The following is a 20,035-nucleotide window of genomic DNA, read 5'->3' as shown; positions in this document are numbered from 1 at the left end:
AATCTATTACACTGGCATATTTAGAGTTTTCTGCATTTATGTTTATTGCCCCTTCATAAACATAAGATGCAGCATCTTCGCCATTTCCAACCATACTGACATAACCATGAGAAATTCTAATTTTTTGTTCGTGCAATTTAAACCCATCACTATCAGTTATTACTAACATTATATAGTCTTGAGAATCGTAATTTTCAATAGCTTTTTTATACCATTCAAAATTACTTTTATCTACGGTAATAATTCCTTTTTCGTCTGTAACATCCTTACTAACAGGCTTTACGGTAACCATGTATAAAGCTTTGGATTCAAAAAATTTAATTGAAGCGTCAACTTCTATTCTAGACTTTGATATTTGTCCTTTACGATTAAGAACCTCACCAATTTTTAATGCTGTAGGATTAGACTTTTTTAACTGAATCAAACGCTCATTAGAGACAATAAAAGCCTCTTTTGATTTTTGGTTAATTAAGTAAGTTTGATTTCCTACTTTTTCAATTGATATCTCTTTTGATTCTTGAATACAACCAGTAAGCAAAAATGGTAATAAAGTTAAGGTCACAAGTTTTAATTTCAATTTAAATACTCCATGTTATTTAGATATTCAGTGCTAGCCATTGCACATAACGCCTGCAGCACGCGCGACCTTGGAATGGAGCCGAAGGCGCAATGGAAAGGGCGTCGCCGTGCCTGCACTGGTTATGCAATTTGGCCTGGAACGGCTATTTCCGCATGAATGACGGTCGACCACTTTTTCCAACTAAAGTAGGCACTTGGATGACGGATAAAAAGAATGCTTATGCTTTTTCCACCCTTCTCAACAATAAACTTCTTAGGCTTGGATCGACCGACTTTGCTTAGATTACTTACCTGCACAGGAGCAATTCCAATATCCTTGAAATAACTCTTAAACGCCTTTATTTTTAAATTCTCCAAACCATAGACAATCACTTGATCTACATAAAAAACTGAAGTTAGTTTGTCGAAAACCTTCCAGCCAGAATAATAATCATCATACGACGGCCTGTGTTTTTTCGTTTTCAGCACTCGACTGACAAGGTTGTGGTAAACTACAGAATTCCAAAAATCTGATTTCTCCTCATTGGTTGGCCTCCTTTTTGAATATATCGCCCTCTCTATATTTCTTACAAATTTCGAGTTCCTTTTGAAATCAAAAGCATGTGCTTTATGGAGCTTTCTTAGATTGTAAGAATCGTATATTCTATCAATGCTAGATGGATCCTTTGGGTTCCAGTCATAAACACTTTCGCCAAGAACTAAAGTTTTTGGATTTTTGTCTTTGTAGTTTATTCCAACCCAAGGCAATCTATTAATATTTTCGAAATCAAGCAATTGATCGTCAAAACTAGTATCACAATAACTCTCAATATTATCCAAACCATCACCTACCTAATCAGTTATTTTATTTCGGCAACCAAAATCGCACTTATAGTTTTATTGATCCATCAGGCAACCACTCAATATCAAGAAGTCCATCACAAAAGCGGATAATCCCTTCTTTTTTAGGGAGCTCGTTGTGCTGACCTCGATATTGAATGAAGTTATCAAGAAGCTCAATAATACGAAGCTTAAAATCTGAATCAGTGATCTGATTGAATTTATCTTCCTCAAGCCTCCAAGATGTACCGCTTAGGCGGTCTTCATCTTCTTCAGCGTTGAAAATGATTTTACCTTTTATCTTCACAATCTCTGGGTACTGTTGAGCAAGCATCCCTAAGCGAGTACTTTCAAAATTCTGATCAAAGTTCGACATATCGCTTCCTTTTGGCCATTTTTCTCAGGTTACACTACAAATACGACAATTTGTGTCATCTTGGTGCATAACGCCCACAGCAACTGCAGGCTAAAATTGGCGGTTTTTGTGCGTTTGTTTGCACAAAAGGTGACAGTTTTAGACTGTCAGATTGACTGCGCTTGTTACATGTTGAGCCGCGATACATGCTTTGTAAGTTTCTCTTCAATTTGCATGAGCCTCATTATAGGCGATTTTAGCTCTTTAGTTTCTTTAGCTGCATACGCACGAAGCTTACTTAGACACTTGGCATATTCTAGGTTTATTACTGGCTCAATATGCACTCCATACTCAGACTTAAGAATACCTTGAATTTCGGTGATGTCCTTCATCTGATTATTTTTGGCATTGGGGCCAGAAGTTTTCACTATTGGTGCCCAAAGCATAAAATGTTTTTCATATTCAGGAAAATACTTATTGGCGTATTCAATGTTTTTTCTGAATTTTTTAGTAAATCGATTAACATTATCTGGTCGTTTATTTTTCACATACTGCAGGCCTGTTACCAAGTGTGTTGCAACCTCGCAGATATACACTATTTTTTCTTTAGCATTTATGCCGACAACATCAATTTCACCCTGCACATCGGGCGTATATAAATTGTATTCCACAAAGTCACAGCCAAGGATTATTTTAAGATACTCCCCCGCAACTTCCTCACCTGGGTTCTGCACTTAACTCTCCAAAGACATGTAACAGTAACTTGATAGGCCCCTCCGCGAATGCGGAAATCTGACCGCTTCATGATTACACGTTCGGGCTTCCACAAACGCTTGCCTATAGAACTATAAAACAACAGCTTAGTCGAAAATTTTCGATTCTTCCACGTAATAATTTGACTTCTATGATCCGCTCTCATAATAATACTGTATAAATATACAGTTACTACAGGAGTAAGCCCATGGATGGAAAGCCACTTCGATTGCGCGATCGGGTTCATGCCGTCATTCGTGTGAATCACTACAGCATCCGTACAGAGAAAACCTACTGGTACTGGATTCGCTATTTCATCCGTTTCCACCAGATGAAGCATCCCCGGGATATGGGCCCACGAGACGTTAATGAGTTTCTGACCTGGCTGGCTGTTCATCGGAACGTGGCAGCCGCGACTCAGTCGCAAGCACTGAATGCCCTGGTGTTTTTATACGCCAAAGTGCTTGATAAGCCCCTCGGGGAAATCGGCGAGGTTATCCGCTCAAAGAAACCACGGAAGTTACCGGTAGTACTCACTCATGAAGAGGCAATGTGCATTATCGGAAAGCTCCGCCATCCCGATCACATAATCGCTTCGCTGATGTACGGGTCGGGCCTTCGTGTCACCGAAGCCTGCAGGCTTCGTATTAAGGATTTAGATTTTAATCAACAGGTTATAACAGTGCGTGATGGTAAAGGTGCTAAAGACCGTACAACGCTGTTGCCGGGAACACTTATTGCTGAACTGAAAAGTCACGCTGATAACATCTGTAAGGCCTGGAAACAGAAAGACCCCCAGTTTCAACACCCTGTTAGTTTGCCTCACGCACTCTCACGCAAATACCCGAACGCTGGGCACTCGCTGGAATGGCAGTGGCTGTTTTCTTCGCCTTCTCTGAGTTCTGACAATCTGGGTAATGTCGCGCGCCATCACCGCCATATTACGTCTGTGCAAAGATCTGTGCGTAATGCCGTAAAACAAGCTTGTATTGGCAAACCCGCAGGCTGCCACACTTTCAGGCACTCCTTCGCCACCGAGCTTTTAAAGCGCGGTAACGATATCCGCACGGTTCAGGATTTACTTGGCCATGCTGACTTACGTACCACCCAGATTTACACGCATGTTCTTGGACAGGGTTTTGCAGGCGTTCGTAGCCCTTTGGGTTGAATGGTCAGTCATCCTCTGGGTCTTCGCGGCTTAGCCTGTTTAATCAATAGGGGACAGATTTGAAATCTGTCCCCTTGGTACGGCAATCTGTCCCCTTGGTACGCCTTACCACTCCAACTGGGCGCCAGTCTGGTATTCAATCACTCGCGTTTCAAAGAAGTTCTTCTCTTTGCGCATGGTGGCTTGTTCTTCTAGCCAGGGTGATACGTTTTTGGCCCCTGGGAAGGGTTCGGGCAAGCCCACGGTGCGGGCGCGGCGGTTGGCTACGAAGCGGAACTGTTCGGTGTGGTATTCCGCTGAGTAGCCCAGTATGGGGTCGCGCAGGATGTAGTTGGCGTAGTCGCTTTCGGCGGCTTCGGATTCGTCCCACATGTCGCGCACGGCTTTGGGGTCGAAGCTGATGTTTTCTTCTTCCAGGATCTGGTTAACCACTTTCAGGCCGAAGGAGAAGTGCATGGCTTCGTCGCGCAGGATGTACTGGAACTGTTCACCGGTGCCGCGCATCAGGCCGCGGCGTTGCAGGGCGAAGATGGGGCTGAAGCCGTTGTAGAACCAGCAGCCTTCAAACACGGCGGCAAAGAACAAATACGACATGATGAATTCTTGCAGGTCGTCCTTGTTGCGCAGGTTCATGCCGGGGCGCATGGCGGCGTCCAGGCGGCGGTTGGCCATCTGGATTTTGCCGTTGATTTGCGGCACGACGCGGTAGCGGTTGTAGATTTCGCCCTGGTCCAGGTTGAGGGTTTCAATGCAGTGCTGGTAGGTCCAGGTGTGCACGGCTTCTTCGTAAACCTGGCGCGCCTGGTAAATCTGCAGCTCGGGCGCGGTCATTTTTTCCATCACGGCCAGGCCGATGTTGCGCATGGCGATGATGTCGGAAGTGGTCAGGTAGGCCAGTACGTTTTCGAATACGTGCTTTTCCGCCGGGTTCAGGCGGTGGTGGTAATCGTGAACGTCTTGCGACATGTTCACGTCTAGCGGCGTCCAGTGGTTTTTGTTGGCGTTCATGAAGTATTCCCAAGCCCAGGGGTACTTGAATGGGGCTAGCTGGTTTATGTCGGTTTCGCCGTTGATGACGCGCTTGTCGGCAGCGTTTACCGGGGCAATGCTGCTGTCTAGAGCAATTTTACTTTCGGGTTTTTTGTCTTCGTCCCAGTTCAACATGGTTTTTTCCTTTGAATACGGGGACAGACTTGAAGTCTGTCCCCGGAGTTCGGGCGCTGGGCTTACTGGCACGCTTCGCAGTCTGGTTCGTCAATGCTGCAAACCTGGGGCTGCGGCGCAGCGACCGTCGCGGCTTGTTCGTTGGCGCCGGTGGCGCCCAAGGATCGCAGGTAATAGGTGGTTTTCAGGCCGCGTTCCCAGGCCAGCTGATAGAGTTCGTCCAGTTTTTTACCGCTGGGTTGTGCCATGTACAGGTTCAGGCTTTGACCTTGATCCAGCCACTTTTGGCGGCGTGATGCGGCTTCTACCAGCCAGCGGGCGTCTATTTCAAACGCGGTGGCGTAGCGGGATTTCAGTTCGGTGGGTATGCGCTCGATTTGCTGCACGCTGCCGTCGTAGTATTTCAGGTCGTTCACCATCACGTTGTCCCACAGGCCTTCGGCCTTTAGGTCACGCACCAACGAGGGGTTCACCACGGTGAATTCGCCGGACAGGTTCGATTTGACAAACAGGTTCTGGTACGCCGGCTCGATGGATTGCGACACGCCCACGATGTTGGAAATGGTGGCGGTGGGCGCAATGGCCATCACGTTGCTGTTGCGCATGCCGTGCTTGGCAATCAGGTCACGCACTGGCGCCCAGTCCAGGCGGCTGTCGGTGTTTACGCTCAGGTCGCCTTCAAGGCGGGCGGCTTTTAGCCGTTCGATGGAATCAATGGGCAGTATGTTCTGGCTCCAGAGGGAACCTTCGTAGCTTTCATAAGCGCCGCGTTCGGCCGCCAGCCGGGCGGAGGCGCGAATGGCGAAGTAGCTCAGCTGCTCCATGGCCACATCGGCAAATTCGACCGCTTGCGGGCTGGTGTATGACAAGCGCAAAGCGTAGAGCGCGTCTTGAAAGCCCATCAAACCCAGGCCTACCGGGCGGTGTTTCAAGTTGGAGTTACGCGCTTGGGGTACGGCGTAAAAGTTGATGTCTATAACGTTATCAAGCATCCGCACGGCGGTGTCGACGGTGCGCTCCAGGCGCTTTACATCCAGCTCGCCGTTGCTGATGTGGGCGGCCAGGTTCACCGAACCCAGGTTGCACACGGCGATTTCGTCGGCGCTGGTGTTCAGGGTGATTTCTGTGCACAGGTTAGAGCTGTGTACCACGCCTTTGTGCTGCTGCGGCGAGCGCAGGTTGCAGGGGTCTTTGAAGGTTATCCACGGGTGGCCTGTTTCAAACAGCACGGTCAGCATTTTGCGCCACAACTGCTTGGCGGGGATGGTTTTGAACAGTTCGATTTTGCCTTCTGCCGCCAAGGTTTCGTAATGCTGGTAGCGCTCGCGGAAGGCGTTGCCGTATAAATCGTGCAAATCGGGCACGTCGTTGGGGCTGAACAGGGTCCAGTCGCGATCTTGACGCATGCGCTCAATCAGCAAATCTGGCACCCAGTTGGCGGTGTTCATGTCGTGGGTACGGCGGCGTTCGTCACCAGTGTTTTTACGCAGTTCCAGAAACTCTTCGATGTCCAGGTGCCAGCTTTCCAGATAAGCACACACCGCGCCTTTGCGCTTGCCGCCCTGGTTCACGGCAACGGCGGTGTCGTTCACCACTTTCAGGAAAGGCACTACGCCCTGGCTTTGGCCGTTGGTGCCTTTGATGCGTGCACCCATGGCCCGCACCGGCGTCCAGTCGTTACCCAAACCGCCGGCCCATTTTGACAACATGGCGTTATCACGAATCGACCCGTAGATGGCTTCCAGGTCGTCGCCCACGGTGGTTAGGTAGCAGGACGACAGCTGGGAATGGCGGGTGCCGCTGTTGAACAATGTGGGGGTAGACGACATATAGTCGAAGGACGACAGCAGGTCATAGAACTCGATGGCGCGGTTGTTGGGATCGTCTTCACGCAAGGACAGGCCCATGGCCACGCGCATGAAAAAGACCTGCGGCAATTCCAGGCGGTCTTCTTTCCAATGCAGGAAGTACCGGTCGTACAGGGTCTGCAAGCCCAGAAAGCCAAACTGTAGGTCACGCTCGGGTTTCAATGCAGCGCCCAGGCGTTCCATGTCGAAAGCGGCCATGGCTTCGTCCAGCAATTCGTAACGAATGCCGGCGTTGATGAAGGTGCTCAGGGCTTGCGGGTAGACTTCAGCAAAGCTTAAAGAAATGTCGAGTTTCAGCGCGGTGACGCTTTCTAGCCGCAACTGTTCCAGCAGTAGGCGGGCGGTTACGGCGCTGTAGTCCGGCTCGCGCTCTATACGGCCACGGGCAGTCATGACCAAAGCCGACAGAACCTCAGCTTCGTCGATGCCGTTGTACAGGTTGCGTATGGATTCTTCCACCAGGGATTCGGCGTCAATGCCGTCCAGCCCGAAGGCTGCGTTGTCGACCTGCTGTTTCATCAGGCCCAGGTCCAAGGGTACGGTGCGACCGTCGGCCTGCTTTACGGTCAGGGTTGGGTGAGCTTCTACCGGTTCGTGCAGTGCACGTTCGCGGGCGTGTTCTTCACGGTACAGAACGTAGGCCCGCGCCACTTTCTGTTCCTCGGCGCGCATCAGGGCCAGTTCTACCTGGTCTTGAATGTCTTCAATGTGAACTTTGCCGCCCGCTTTCAGGCGGCGGCTGATGGCCTGCACCACCTGGTCGGTTACGCGGTGAACGGCGTCATTTATGCGGGCAGAGCCTGCCGCCTGATCGCCTTCCACCGCCAGAAACGCTTTGGTGACGGCAACGCCGATTTTTGAGGGGGTAAAATTAACCAGGTTACCGTTGCGCTTAATCACTTGCAGCGATGCCGCGGTGGCGGTGCCTGTCGCGGATGGGGCGGCCTGTAGTTTGTTGGGCAGATCGTTCGATATGGCAGACATAGCGGGTTATCCTGAATACGCGTTTATTCGTTGTCTTCGCGTACGCAGGCAGTCACAACCGTGACAACACCTGAAGCTGCCATCGGGCAATAACGCACAACAGGCCATAGCGGCCAACGTGCTGTTACTGAAACTGTTGCTGCTCACCTGTGTCGCGAAGGTGCAGTGATGCGTTCTTGGCAGGTCTTCGGACTTAGGGGCGTGAACGGTGTGTCTGTTCGTTCGGCCTTGTGTGGCGACTTCCCGGCGACTGCCAGTGTCTTTGTGCCACACTTGTTCCCCAATACCGCTGCGCGTCAGTTCCGGAGTCTCGCCGGATTCCCGTTACCAGCTATAGTGATGTAAGCCGTCAAAAAATTATCGAAGCTCACTACATCTGGTATTTGACCAAGGACCTGAACACTATATACGGGAATAACCCCATGAACAAGATACTCTCCATACTCTCGGCATTCTCGATACTGGCGCTATTCATATTCAGCTCAGTCGCACTTTCTCAATCAGAAGAGACAGCGCCCCACCTGCCCCGTTTCTCTGAGATGACAAGCATCACCGACGGCTGGGAGCCTCTGGAGTTTCCCAACATAGATCAGCATTCCCGCTATCAACTGTTGGTTGAAGACGGCGTTCAGGTGGTCAAAGCCGACACTGCCGGTGGCGCGTCTGGACTGATTGCACGGTTAAACGTGCAGCCTCAGGATTCGTTGATTCTGCGTTGGCGCTGGAAGGTGTCGAATGTGTTTGCCAAGGGCGATGCCCGCAGCAAAAGCGGTGATGACTACCCGGCACGCATTTACGTGGCTTTTGAGTTTCAGCCCGACAACGCCGGTTTTTTTGAGCGCGCAAAGCGCAAAGCGGTGGAGGTGGTGTTCGGGAAAACACTACCGGGCAATGCCATTAACTACATTTGGGCGAATCGGCTGCCTATCGGCGAATGGGTGAATAACCCTTACACCGATAAAACCCGAATGTTGGCGGTGAGCAGCGGCGCGGAAAAAACCGGTGATTGGGTGAGCCTTGAGCGGGATATTACGGCGGACTACCGCAAGGCCTTTGGGGAAGAACCGCCAGCCATTATCGGCATTGCCATCATGTCGGATTCCGACAACACAGGCGAACAAGCAAGCGCCTGGTATGGCGATATACAACTCATGAAGGCGCCATAACGCTTATAAATTCGGAAAGCCGATAATTTTATAGCCTGGCCCCAAGCGCCGCAGCGGTGGCACCTCGCCTTTTTCAGCGAGGCGGATGTAAGCGTCATCAAATTGTTCGCGCCATATTTCAGCCTGCGGACGACTGAGGGCAAACACCCATACGCCTTCCCGTGATGACAGCTTGGTGGAATGAAGATTTTCGTCGCCCGGCGCCGACAGCAATTCCTGCACAGGCTGTTGATAATCCAGCAAATAGTCACCACGATTGCGCTTAAGCATATCAATTGCGGCGCGATGGTCTGGCGCTTCGGTCAGGGCGATATCCCTCTGTTTCTCCATTCACGACATCAGCCCGCCATAGTTATAGCCGCTGATGACAATCACACGCTTGTGTTTAATCTGGTCAAACGTTTTCAGTGTTTCCGTTGTGTTCAGGTGCCAGGCGTGCAACTCCAGAGTGACGGGGCTTACCCAGCTTTCCAGGGTTTCGTAAACCAGCAAAGGCGCGCCACTGAGAGCCCCTCCCCCAGACGCTGGGTGCTACAGGTAACGTGTACCGCCACGGGTTCGCTCTGTGGGATAAACTCGAGCCGATCGAACAGATGGCTGCGAATAAAACGTACCGGGTCGTAAATATCCAGGCCGTGATCCTGTTGTTGCAGCAGCCGCAGGGTGCAAAGACCCGTGGCGGCGCAGGTGTCTATTCCCTGATATTGATAGGCTTCTTCCAGCGCGCGGGTATCTACACCCGCGCGCTTTTTGGCCTGAATGTCACGCCAGATTACAATGCGCTGACGTGGGCTCAGGCTCAGGCCGTTAGACGGACACACCGGCTCGCAGAAACCACATTCAATGCACTTGTCGATAATATCATTGGCCGCCGGCAAGGGCTTAAGATTCTTCAGATGGATGCCGGGGTCTTCAGACAGAACCACGTCTGGATTCAATATTCCCTGTGGGTCCAGCAGGCGCTTTATTTTCCACATCAGTTGGTAGGCATCGGCCCCCACTCCAGTTCCACAAACGGCGCCATATTACGGCCTGTGCCGTGTTCGGCTTTCAGGGAACCGCCAAACTCCACTGCCACCAGCTTGGGAATCAAGCGGTAGAAGCTGGCGTCGGTGCCGAAGGCCAACGTTGACAGCGGATCGTCAAAACGGCGCTGTGCCGGGATCAGCTGGTTTACGGCACTGACAAAATCGGCGGGCAAACTCATAGTATCTCCAGGAGCACTCGTCTGTGGCTGCTGATACGTCGTTATTGAGCAGCCTTCTTTGATTCACGAACCAGCAATTCAGGGCTGATGTCAGCGATGGTTCGCGCCCCGGTTAACACCATGGCTACGCGCATTTCGCTTTCAATCAGTTTCAGCAGGTTAGTAACGCCCGCTTCGCCATCCGCTGCCAGTGCGTAAATGTAGGCGCGCCCGATCATTGTGCAGTCGGCGCCCAGGGCCAACATGCGCAACACATCCAGACCGGTACGGATGCCTGAATCCACCAGAATTTTCATATCGCCTTTCACTGCGTCCGCAATGGCAGGCAATGCGCGGCAAGTAGAAGGCACTCCGTCGAGCTGGCGGCCACCGTGGTTCGATACAATAATGCCATCGGCGCCAAAGCTGCGGGCATCACGGGCGTCGTCCGGGTCTAATATGCCTTTGATGACCATTGGGCCATCCCAGAACTCGCGTATCCACTCCAGGTCTTTCCAGCAGATGGACGGGTCAAAATTATCGCCGAGCCAACCAATATAGTCTCCCAAGCCGGTGGCGCTGCCGCGGTAAGCGGAGATGTTGCCCAGGTCATGGGGCTTGCCCAGCACGCCTACATCCAGCGCCCAGCGCGGATGGGTTATCGCTTGTAATATGCGACGTGGCGCCGCGTAGGGGCCACTCATGCCGGAGTGGGCATCGCGGTAGCGGGCGCCAGGCACTGGCATGTCTACAGTGAACACCAGGGTGGTTACACCGGCGGCTTTGGCCCGCTCTAGCGCGTTGCGCATAAAGCCGCGGTCTTTCAACACATACAGCTGAAACCACATAGGCCGGCTGATGGCGGGGGCCACTTCTTCAATCGGGCACACCGACACGGTCGACATGGTAAACGGCACGCCCCGATTGGCAGCGGCGCGGGCAGCCTGCACTTCACCGCGACGGGCGAACATGCCGGTCAAACCTACCGGCGACAGAGCTACCGGCATTGACAGGGTTTCGTCAAACAGCTCGGTAGTCAGGTCCAGCTGGGTCATGTCATTCAGTACCCGCTGGCGCAGGGCAATGTCTGACAGGTCTTCAACGTTGCGTTTAAGCGTGTGCTCGTTGTATGAGCCGCCGTCGATGTAATGAAACAGGAAAGGTGGAAGCCGACGTTTGGCCGCAGCGCGGTAATCGGTAGACGCAGAAATGATCATCAGGCATGTCCTGTTCAGGTTGCAGGATGTGCGCCCCGCAAGCACGGGGCGCCTTCAATGCAATGTCCTTGAGCCTTCAGCTGACTAATCGCCATCAGCTAGTTAAAGAGCCATTAACGGGTCTGTAAAGTCCAGCACATAGGCCGCAATCAAAGCAATTATGCCGGTCATCTTACCGGCAGCTGCACCAATCGCCTGAATCGACACCATTAACGCGGTCGACACACCAAGGTTGGTGGCAACACCAAACTGGAACTGGCTGAACATCATAAAAGAGTTCCTGTACTTGTTATTAGCTGGGCCTCTTAAAATTGGTCATACCACTTTACAATCCAGCGCTGATAGGTTAAAAAAACATCAGGTGCACTGTCAAACGAAATTTAATAGACCTTAGTATACGTAGTCGTACGGGGGTATTGATGGAGACGGCAAAACCTTGCTAGATTTGGGAATTGGTCTTACCAAAGGTGTCAAAGATGGAATTGCCACAGATTCGCCAACGCCGGCTATCTGACACGATTATGGATCGGCTGGAAAGCATGATTCTGGAAGGCGCCCTGAAGCCCGGCGAACGGCTGCCCGCAGAGCGGGCTCTGGCCGAGCAGTTTGGGGTGTCACGGCCGTCACTGCGAGAAGCGGTGCAGAAGCTGGTGGCCAAAGGACTGCTGATCAGCCGTCAAGGCGGTGGAAATTACGTCAACGACAAGCTGGGGTCTAGTTTTAGCGACCCATTACTGGCGCTGCTGGAAAGCCACCCGGAAGCCCATCAGGATTTGCTGGAGTTCCGCCGCACCCTGGAAGCAGATTGTGCCTACTACGCCGCCTTGCGCGCCACCGAAATAGACCGCCAACACTTGCAGGCAGCCTTTGAAGAACTTCAGGCCTGTTACAGCGATAGCCCCCACACCCAAGAGGCTCGTTCCAAAGAAGGCGTTACCGACGCGCGCTTTCACATGGCTATTGCCGAGGCCAGCCACAACATGGTGTTACTGCACACCATGCGCGGCCTGTTTGACCTACTCAAACGCAACGTGGTGACAAACATTGGCGGCATGTACGAACTGCGCGGCGAAACTCGCGAGCGCCTGGTGACCCAGCACAGCGAGCTGTTTCAGGCCATTATGGAAGCACGGCCAGACGACGCCCGGCGCAGCGCAGGCGAACACATCAGCTACGTGCAGGAAGTGTTGGCAAACAATCGCGAAGCGGAAATGCGCACGGCGCGCGCGGAGCGTTATCGGTTTCTGGAAAACTTCGACAAACACTAGTTGCCACCCGAAACACGGCAGACCCTAAGTTTTTCAACCGTTTCGGGACGTCACGATAGGCAATATCCCAGCGCTCATTGAACCACTCTGGCCCAAAAAATTTTTCGCTTACTTTCTTGAATAAATCGAGCGCTCGGTTTATATTTTTGAGCAGAGGGTTTAAAAATGAATAATTCTAATAAAAAACATCCTGATAATACGCACTGGCCTTTGCGTACTGATGGCAAGATCGCGCTTATCACGGGCGCTGCAGGCGGGTTGGGACAAAGCTTCACCCGCTGTTTGCTTGATACCGGCGCTACCGTCATCGTTAGCGGTCGACGTGGTAAAGCTCTTAAACGCCTCAAATCAGAATTTCCCGATCATTCCGATCGAATTCATAGTGTTCCAATGGATGTGAGTGATGAACTCAGCGTTACACAGGCCTTCGATGTTATGGCTGCCAAAGTTGGCATTCCTGATGTGGTCGTGGCTAATGCGGGTGTGGCCATCAGCAAAAAAGCGCTGAACTGCACAGGTGACGACTGGGATAGCGTTATCGACACGAACCTTAAAGGCTGCTGGTTGGTTGCTACCGAGGCGGCCCGCCGCTTGTCCGGCGAGGGCCGGCCCGGAAGCATCATAATGATTTCCTCCATTCTCGGGCATCGTGCGGCGGGTAGTGTTGCACCTTATGCTGTCGCTAAAGCAGGGGTTGAGCAGTTGACTCGCGTTCTGGCCCTGGAGTGGGCTCGCTATGGTATTCGGGTCAACGCGTTAGCACCTGGTTATATAGAAACGGACCTGAATAGAGACTTCTTTGCCACCGAACCGGGCCAGAAGATGATTCACCGCATTCCGCAGCGGCGCCTTGGGCAGCCAGGCGATCTGTGTGGCCCATTGTTACTTCTGGCATCGGAACTCTCAAACTACATGACCGGCAGCACCCTCGTGGTGGATGGCGGTCATCTGCAATCTTCACTATAAAGAGGTTCTTCCTGTGGATTTCAATCTCAACGCTAAGAACGAGTCTTATCGAGTGCGAATAAGAGACTTTGTGGAACAGAATCTGTTGCCGCTGGAAAGTAATCCAGACGCCTACGATGAACATGAAAACATTGCGCTTGAGCATCTGGAAATCATGCGCACCAAGGCAAAGCAGGAAGGTCTATGGTGCCTACAAATTCCTGAGCACCTTGGTGGAAAAGGGCTTGATATCTCGGGCATGGCTGCTTGTTATGAAGAAATGAACCGCTCGATTTTTGGCCCAGTGGTGTTCAATTCTGCGGCACCCGATGATGGCAACATGATGGTATTGGCGAAGGTGGCTACTGAGGCGCAAAAGGAGCGTTGGCTAAAGCCCATTGTGGAGGGAACGGTGCGATCCGCATTTGCGATGACGGAGCCACCTCCCGGCTGCGGCTCAGACCCCGGCATGATGCAGACAAGCGCGAAGCGTGTGGGTGGAAAATGGGTTATCCACGGGCACAAACACTATATTACCGGCGCTGCCGCAGCCTCTCATTTTATTCTGATTGCTCGAACCTCAGACGATACCAGAAAGGGTTTAACCGCCTTCATGTTCCATAAGGATGATCCCGGGTGGGAGATTGTTCGGCGCATTCCTATTATGGGCCCGGAAGAACATGGTGGGCACTGCGAAATCCGGTTCGATGGCTTGGAAATTCCAGATGAGAACCGTCTGATGGAAGTCGGCGATGGCCTGAAGGTTACCCAGATTCGACTGGGCACTGCGCGCCTTACGCACTGTATGCGTTGGCTTGGTTTGGCTCGGCGTTCCCTCGAAATCGCCACCGAATATGTCAATACGCGTGAATCCTTCGGTCAGACACTGGGTCAGCGCGAAGGTGTGCAATGGCTTTTGGGCGAGGCTGCTATGGATATCCAAGTCGGTCGGCTACTCACCATGCACGCTGCGTGGAAGCTGGACCAAGGTGACTTTGCCAGAAAAGAAGTCTCTATGGCCAAAGTAGCGGTCGCCGATACCCTACACAAGGCTGTAGATACCGCCATTCAATTGTGTGGTGCGAGGGGCTACTCCAAAGACACACCGCTGGAATGGATTTATCGTTATGCGCGCCAAGCGCGTCTGGTTGATGGCGCATCCGAAATTCACAAGATGGTGTTCTCAAAAACATTGTTAGCTGAGCGCGCTGATTTCTGGCACTGGGGAGTGTAAACCTATGCCTGAGCTTGCGGAGGTTTTTAGCCAGTTTGTTGTTCACCAATCTGGTGCTCGAAGCGCCAAGGTGATCGAGTTTGAAAAGCTCTCCGGGGGTGCCATTCAGGACAACTTCGGATTGAGCCTGGACATCGAAGGTGGCGGGCATTCAGGCCTTCAGGAATTTGTGGTGCGCCAGGATGCCCCGTCAGGCGTTTCGGAAAGCCTGTCGAGGCCCGAGGAATTTCGGGTGCTGGAAGCCGCGTTTAAAGCGGGAGTTACCGTCCCGGAACCTCTTTGGCTTTGCGAAGATCTTGATGTCAGCGGGCAGCTGTTTTACGTCATGACCCGGGCGGGCGGGAGCGCATCACCACGCCAATTGGTTAAGTCAGATTTAACGGGTGAGCAGCGCTGTATTATTGTGCGGCGGCTGGGTGCAGAGCTTGCAAAATTACATACAGTGCGACCACCCATGCGTTCACTGGACTTTCTGACATTGCCTGATCAAGGCGATGCAGCGCTGAGCCGTGTAGCGATTTACCGACGGCACCTCCGGGAAATTGCGGAACCCCATCCCGTTCTGGAATGGGCACTGAATTGGTTGGAAGACAACACCCCCGAACCGGGCCCAACGGTGTTGTGTCACTGCGACTTTCGAACCGGAAACTATATGATGGCTGGTGAAAAGCTGACCGCTATCCTGGATTGGGAGTTCGCGGCGTGGAGTGATCCGGCGGAGGATCTCGGTTGGTTTTGCAGCCGCAGCTGGCGGTTTGGTGCGAACGAGCGGGAAGCGGGTGGGGTCGGTGAGAAGCAGGATTTTCTGGACGGTTACCGCGAAGCGGGTGGCACTGGGATTGATCCGGCCGCTGTTAGTTATTGGGAAGTGATGGCTCTCGTGCGCTGGGCCATGATCGCGCTTCAACAGGCGCGCCGGCACATCTCAGGCGAACAGCGCTCGTTAGAGTTGGCGCTGACCGGTCGGATGGTTGCGCAGATGGAGTGTGATTTGTTGACTCAGATTCAGGAACTGGAGGACAACCAGTGATTAATCGACCGGACAACCATGACCTATTGATGGAAGCTCGCCAGGTGCTGCTGAACTCACTGACACCAGAACTCACCGGCGCGCGAAAATACGAAGCGTTAATGATTGCTAACGTCATGAGTATGGCAATACGCGAGCTTGGGCAAAATGAGCAGGCCAAGGTGGAGGAGGCAGACCAGGCTGTTAGCACATTTTTAGAGGCTCGATCTCAACCGAATCCTAATGTTGAAGGCGAAACATCTCTCGCCGAGGCGATTCGTAAGCGTCGGCTAGAGGGTAGAGAACCGGCCCTGCGTGACGTTCTACAAACGTTAACGGAGGCTCGTTTGGGAATAAATAATCCGAGCTACCTGAAGCGATGACACATGAATAGGTCCGAAAAATTCGATAGAACACGCGCTAATTTTTCAGCACTGACCCCACTTACGTTGCTACAGCGCTCAGCAACCGTGTATCCGGATAAACAGGCCGTAATCGATATCGACCTGGTTCTTTCCTATCGTGAGCTATACCGACGCTGCTGCCAGATGAGTGATGCGCTGAGACGCAAAGGCGTTAACCCCGGAGACACGATTGCCATATTAAGCCCGAACAGCCACGAGATGCTTGAGTCCCACTACTCCGTGCCGATGGCGGGTGCCGTCATCAACACAATCAATATTCGCCTGGATGCCGCAACGCTCTCCTTTATTTTAGGGCATGGCGAGGCGCGTGTGCTGTTCTATGACACAGATTGGGAGGATCTGGTGCGTGCAGCGGTCTCGGAGCTGGAAGTGCCGCCACTGCTGATTTCTATCGAGAGTAAAGCGGGCGTGAGTGATGGGCTTGCACAACAGGATTATGAAAACTTTCTGTTAGAGGGGAATGCGGAGGCCAGTTGGCAGCGCCCCAATGACGAGTGGGATGCTATTGCTCTGAACTATACATCGGGTACGACGGGTAATCCGAAAGGCGTGATTTACCACCATCGTGGTGCTTTTCTGGCCGCGATGACCAACTCCATGGTGTTTCAAATGACGCCTGAGACGGTCTACTTGTGGACTCTTCCGATGTTCCATTGCAATGGTTGGGCCTACACCTGGGCGATAACGGCAGTGGGTGGAACCCACGTTTGTCTCCGGGAGGTGGACCCGATGAACATTTATCGCCATATCGAGACTTACGGAGTGACTCATATGTGTGGGGCTCCGGTGGTAATGAATATGTTACTGCAGGAGCTCGGGCGGCAGGAGCTGAAGCTGTCCCGTTCGACCCAGTTCGCTTTGGGTGGAGCCGCGCCCCCCAGCAGTGTGATTCGAAAAGCGGAAGAGATCGGTTTTCAGATTACTCACCTCTACGGTTTGACCGAGACGTTTGGTCCATCCGCATTGTGCGTGCCTCAGCCCGAGTGGCAGGCCCTTCCGCTGGAACAACGAGCATTGAGAATGTCCCGTCAAGGTGTTTCCACACACGGGCTGGATGAGGTCGCGGTTCTCGACGTTGTTAGTGGCGTATCCGTGCCCGCTGATGGCAAAACCATGGGTGAGATCTGTATTCGGGGAAACACCGTGATGAAGGGCTATCTGAAAAATCCGGAAGCCACAGCCAATGCTTTTAGTAATGGATGGTTTCACACGGGCGACCTGGCTGTCATGCACCCTGACCACTACGTCGAGATCCGGGACCGGGCCAAGGATGTCATTATATCTGGCGGAGAGAACATCTCCAGCCTTGAAGTGGAGGAGGTGCTTTACCGGCACCCGCAGGTTTCCGAGGCTGCTGTCGTGGCAATAGCCGATGAAAAGTGGGGGGAGGTACCCTGTGCTTTTGTCAGTCTGATTGACGATAGTGAAGAGATAACATCCGAAAACATTATAGCGTTTTGTAGAGAGCACATGCCGCATTTCAAGGCGCCCAGGAAGGTCGTGTTTGGTGAGTTGCCGAAAACCGCTACAGGGAAGGTCCGCAAAAACATTCTCCGGGATTCTCTGGTCCCGTAATAGGTCTGACCGCGGTCAGAAGGAGGTTGCGATAGCAACTAGAACGTTTTTTAGCCATTAAAAATAAAGACAATAAGGAAGGAACATTACAATGATAAAAACACGTGTAAAAAAAATCCTGGTTGCGATGACCGCAGCCGCTGCGATGGGTGCCGCAAGCACCAGTTACGCGGAGGAGCCAATTCGCATAGGGGGAATCTACATTCTCTCTGGCAGCGCTGCGACCTATGGTGAGTTTGCCCAGAAGGGCATTAACCTCGCGGTCGATGAAATCAACGCCTCTGGCGGAATTCTGGACCGTCAAGTCGAGATGGTCTATGAAGATAGCCAGGGTAAAGCGTCGGTGGCCATACAAGCAGCCCGCAAATTAGTGTACTCGGAAGGTGTTAACGCCTTGGTAGGGCTTGATAGTTCCGGTGTCGCCCAAGGCATGGTGCCGACAATGCCTGAGTTGCAGAAACCATTCATTATTACCCACGCAGCCACCCCCGACGTTACCGGAAAGCTGTGTAATGCGTTTACCTACCGTATAAGTGTAAACGTTGCCCAGAACATGAAAGCCGCTGCTCTGGTGGCTGAAAAACTTGATGCCACTAACTGGACGACTATCGGCCCGGACTATGCTTTCGGTCACCAATCCTGGGAGTTTTTCGGAAACTACCTGAAAGAGCTCAAACCTGATGTCAACCTGATGTCGGAGACCAATTTCCCGCGTTTTGGAGCTGAAGATTTTACGCCCTTCATTGATCGGGTGATGGACTCGGATGCCGACGGTGTTCTTATCTCTGTTTGGGGTGGTGATCTGGTTAACTTCATTCGCCAGGCCAACAATCGCGGATTCTTTGAAAAAGATTACGAACTGCTGTTTACCGTCGGTGCGGCGACCGAAGTGTTATCGGCTCTTGGCGACGAGATGCCGGAAGGCGTGCACCTTTCTACCCGGTACTGGTACGACGCTTATGACAACGACGTCAATGCCCTCTTTGTTAAGGCGTATGTCGATGCCTACGGCGTTCCGCCCAGCTATAACGCTGAAGGTGCCTATGCCGCTATTTATGCCTATAAAAAGGCAATGGAAGCAGCGGGCACTACTGATGCCTCTGCAGTTGCAAAGGCACTTAGTGGGATGAGCATGGAAGCTCCGAACGGCACGATTACGTTCCGCAAAGGCGATAACCAGGCAATGGTCAGTCCGAACTGGGGTATTTCAGGCCCAATGAATTCCAAGTACGGTATCCGCACACTGACTGATCTGCAGATCTTTGACGGCGAAGATGTGGCTCGCTCTATCGAAGAGACCGGTTGCAATCTCTGAATTAGAGATTGCCTGAACGATTGCCGTGGCGCCCATTGGGTGCGTCACGGCACCGGCCCTAACGAAACGAGGTAATCCATGTCTGGCATCGGATCGGCGTTGCTGAATAGTCTTGATATCGGGCTTCTGCTGTTCATTATCGCAGTGGGACTGAATATCGTGTTTGGTGTTCTGAACATCATCAACTTTGCTCACGGAGCGCTCTACATGCTGGGGGCATACCTGGCATTTACCCTGATCAACATAGTAGGAATGCCGTTCTGGGCAGCGTTGCTCTTGGCTCCGCTTGGCGTGGCTATATTGGCGGTCCTCATTGACCGGTTTTTATTACGGTATATTTATTCCAGGGATATAGGAGACAGCTTGTTACTCACTTTCGCGCTTCTGTTAATCATTAACGAGAGTGTGCGACTGATCTGGGGCAGTGGAATTCAGGTCGTTCAACCACCTCAGCTGTTGGCCGGGTCGATCGATATTATCGGCAGCTCCATACCGACATACAGCCTGTTTGTGATTGTTATGGGTTTGGTGCTACTGGCTGGCCTCTGGTTCCTGTTTAACCGGACCCGGATCGGTCGAATCATGCGCGCTGCCGCGCTGGATCGCGATATGGCAGAGGTCTTGTGTATCAATACCCGGCTAGTAGTGACGGGGGTGTTTGCCTTTGGCGCCTGGCTTGCGGCTGTCGGCGGTGTGATTGCAGCACCGATGCGTGCACTGGATCCTGGCATGGGTGACAAGATTATTATCGAATCCTTCATTGTGGTGGTCATCGGTGGGCTTGGAAGCTTTCCAGGCGCCTTGCTCGGGGCCATTATTCTCGGGCTGATCCATGGCTTTGGTGGTCGTTATTTTCCTGAGGTAAACATGCTTTTACCATTTTTGGGAATGGCGCTGGTTCTGTTGTTCAAACCATGCCTATCCGGTTCGTTGCCAAAGTGAGAAATCGATGCTAATTTATGCCGATGGACCAGCGCGGCTTCCCGACTTCGATCCCGGAATTTC

General features: G+C 52.2%; 19 protein-coding genes, 2 pseudogenes and 1 riboswitch. Of the genes and pseudogenes, 10 read left to right on the top strand and 11 right to left on the bottom strand.

Features of this window, described 5'->3' with window-relative positions:
* The 4 genes from A3OI_RS0114300 to A3OI_RS0114285 all read right to left on the bottom strand — a co-directional run.
* Positions 1-577: hypothetical protein (locus A3OI_RS0114300; RefSeq protein ID WP_018404298.1), on the bottom strand; the 577-nt coding region annotated here is incomplete at its 3' end.
* 122 nt (positions 578-699) lie between these two features.
* Entirely contained in the window at positions 700-1,398 is a 699-nt protein-coding gene (locus A3OI_RS0114295) for a hypothetical protein (RefSeq protein WP_018404938.1), read from the bottom strand.
* A gap of 49 nt (positions 1,399-1,447) precedes the next feature.
* Positions 1,448-1,774, bottom strand: coding sequence for a hypothetical protein (locus tag A3OI_RS0114290; RefSeq protein WP_018404937.1), 327 nt, complete (start codon positions 1,772-1,774; stop codon positions 1,448-1,450).
* Between the two features lie 164 nt (positions 1,775-1,938).
* On the bottom strand, positions 1,939-2,487 hold the full coding sequence (locus A3OI_RS0114285; RefSeq protein ID WP_018404936.1) for a hypothetical protein: 549 nt from the start codon (positions 2,485-2,487) through the stop codon (positions 1,939-1,941).
* A gap of 227 nt (positions 2,488-2,714) precedes the next feature.
* Here A3OI_RS0114285 and A3OI_RS0114280 point away from each other — a divergent pair, with 227 nt between their 5' ends.
* A complete protein-coding gene (locus A3OI_RS0114280) occupies positions 2,715-3,674 on the top strand; it encodes an integron integrase (RefSeq protein WP_018404935.1) in 960 nt (319 codons plus the stop codon).
* Positions 3,675-3,779: 105 nt separating this feature from the next.
* Here the strand turns inward: A3OI_RS0114280 and A3OI_RS0114275 are convergent, their stop codons facing one another.
* The gene (locus tag A3OI_RS0114275) at positions 3,780-4,838 is read right to left on the bottom strand and encodes a ribonucleotide-diphosphate reductase subunit beta (protein WP_018404934.1); all 1,059 of its coding nucleotides are present in this window, start codon (positions 4,836-4,838) and stop codon (positions 3,780-3,782) included.
* A 62-nt stretch (positions 4,839-4,900) separates the two neighbouring features.
* Entirely contained in the window at positions 4,901-7,690 is a 2,790-nt protein-coding gene (locus tag A3OI_RS0114270; RefSeq protein ID WP_018404933.1) for a ribonucleoside-diphosphate reductase subunit alpha, read from the bottom strand.
* A gap of 161 nt (positions 7,691-7,851) precedes the next feature.
* Positions 7,852-8,059, bottom strand: a riboswitch (cobalamin riboswitch).
* Between the two features lie 53 nt (positions 8,060-8,112).
* Here A3OI_RS0114270 and A3OI_RS0114265 point away from each other — a divergent pair.
* Positions 8,113-8,856: a DUF3047 domain-containing protein gene (locus A3OI_RS0114265; protein WP_026224224.1), complete on the top strand. Its 744-nt coding sequence runs from the start codon at positions 8,113-8,115 to the stop codon at positions 8,854-8,856.
* 3 nt (positions 8,857-8,859) lie between these two features.
* On the opposite strand, the gene A3OI_RS23985 is transcribed toward A3OI_RS0114265, so the two are convergent.
* The 5 genes and pseudogenes from A3OI_RS23985 to A3OI_RS22835 all read right to left on the bottom strand — a co-directional run.
* Positions 8,860-9,186 (bottom strand): hypothetical protein, encoded by a 327-nt coding sequence (locus tag A3OI_RS23985; protein ID WP_018404930.1) that lies wholly within the window; start codon positions 9,184-9,186, stop codon positions 8,860-8,862.
* A complete protein-coding gene (locus tag A3OI_RS23980; RefSeq protein ID WP_018404929.1) occupies positions 9,187-9,348 on the bottom strand; it encodes a hypothetical protein in 162 nt (53 codons plus the stop codon).
* A gap of 170 nt (positions 9,349-9,518) precedes the next feature.
* Positions 9,519-9,946 (bottom strand): annotated as a pseudogene (locus tag A3OI_RS0114255) ((Fe-S)-binding protein); the annotation flags it as partial.
* Positions 9,947-10,104: 158 nt separating this feature from the next.
* The gene (gene lldD / locus A3OI_RS0114245; protein ID WP_018404927.1) at positions 10,105-11,259 is read right to left on the bottom strand and encodes an FMN-dependent L-lactate dehydrogenase LldD; all 1,155 of its coding nucleotides are present in this window, start codon (positions 11,257-11,259) and stop codon (positions 10,105-10,107) included.
* Positions 11,260-11,361: 102 nt separating this feature from the next.
* Positions 11,362-11,535: pseudogene (locus A3OI_RS22835) on the bottom strand (L-lactate permease); the annotation flags it as partial.
* A 200-nt stretch (positions 11,536-11,735) separates the two neighbouring features.
* Between A3OI_RS22835 and A3OI_RS0114235 the strand changes: the two are divergent.
* From A3OI_RS0114235 to A3OI_RS0114200, 8 genes are all read left to right on the top strand, one after another.
* The gene (locus A3OI_RS0114235; RefSeq protein ID WP_018404925.1) at positions 11,736-12,527 is read left to right on the top strand and encodes a GntR family transcriptional regulator; all 792 of its coding nucleotides are present in this window, start codon (positions 11,736-11,738) and stop codon (positions 12,525-12,527) included.
* A gap of 165 nt (positions 12,528-12,692) precedes the next feature.
* Positions 12,693-13,493 carry an SDR family NAD(P)-dependent oxidoreductase gene (locus A3OI_RS0114230; RefSeq protein WP_018404924.1) on the top strand — a complete coding sequence of 267 codons (801 nt, stop codon included), beginning with the start codon at positions 12,693-12,695 and terminating at the stop codon, positions 13,491-13,493.
* 13 nt (positions 13,494-13,506) lie between these two features.
* Positions 13,507-14,706 carry an acyl-CoA dehydrogenase family protein gene (locus A3OI_RS0114225; RefSeq protein ID WP_018404923.1) on the top strand — a complete coding sequence of 400 codons (1,200 nt, stop codon included), beginning with the start codon at positions 13,507-13,509 and terminating at the stop codon, positions 14,704-14,706.
* A 4-nt stretch (positions 14,707-14,710) separates the two neighbouring features.
* Entirely contained in the window at positions 14,711-15,736 is a 1,026-nt protein-coding gene (locus A3OI_RS0114220) for a phosphotransferase family protein (RefSeq protein ID WP_018404922.1), read from the top strand.
* On the top strand, positions 15,733-16,098 hold the full coding sequence (locus A3OI_RS0114215) for a DUF6285 domain-containing protein (protein ID WP_018404921.1): 366 nt from the start codon (positions 15,733-15,735) through the stop codon (positions 16,096-16,098). Before A3OI_RS0114220 ends, A3OI_RS0114215 begins: the two co-directional genes overlap by 4 nt.
* A gap of 3 nt (positions 16,099-16,101) precedes the next feature.
* On the top strand, positions 16,102-17,715 hold the full coding sequence (locus A3OI_RS0114210; protein ID WP_018404920.1) for an AMP-binding protein: 1,614 nt from the start codon (positions 16,102-16,104) through the stop codon (positions 17,713-17,715).
* Positions 17,716-17,806: 91 nt separating this feature from the next.
* Positions 17,807-19,030, top strand: coding sequence for an ABC transporter substrate-binding protein (locus A3OI_RS0114205; RefSeq protein WP_018404919.1), 1,224 nt, complete (start codon positions 17,807-17,809; stop codon positions 19,028-19,030).
* Between the two features lie 78 nt (positions 19,031-19,108).
* Positions 19,109-19,972, top strand: a complete 864-nt coding sequence (locus A3OI_RS0114200) for a branched-chain amino acid ABC transporter permease (protein ID WP_018404918.1) — start codon at positions 19,109-19,111, stop codon at positions 19,970-19,972.
* The last annotated feature ends 63 nt before the right edge of the window (positions 19,973-20,035 follow it).

This window comes from Marinobacter gelidimuriae, assembly GCF_000372805.1.
In the GTDB taxonomy this organism is placed as follows: domain Bacteria; phylum Pseudomonadota; class Gammaproteobacteria; order Pseudomonadales; family Oleiphilaceae; genus Marinobacter; species Marinobacter gelidimuriae.
Note: the sequence above shows the minus strand (reverse complement) of the source record. Positions and strands in the feature narration are given on the sequence as shown.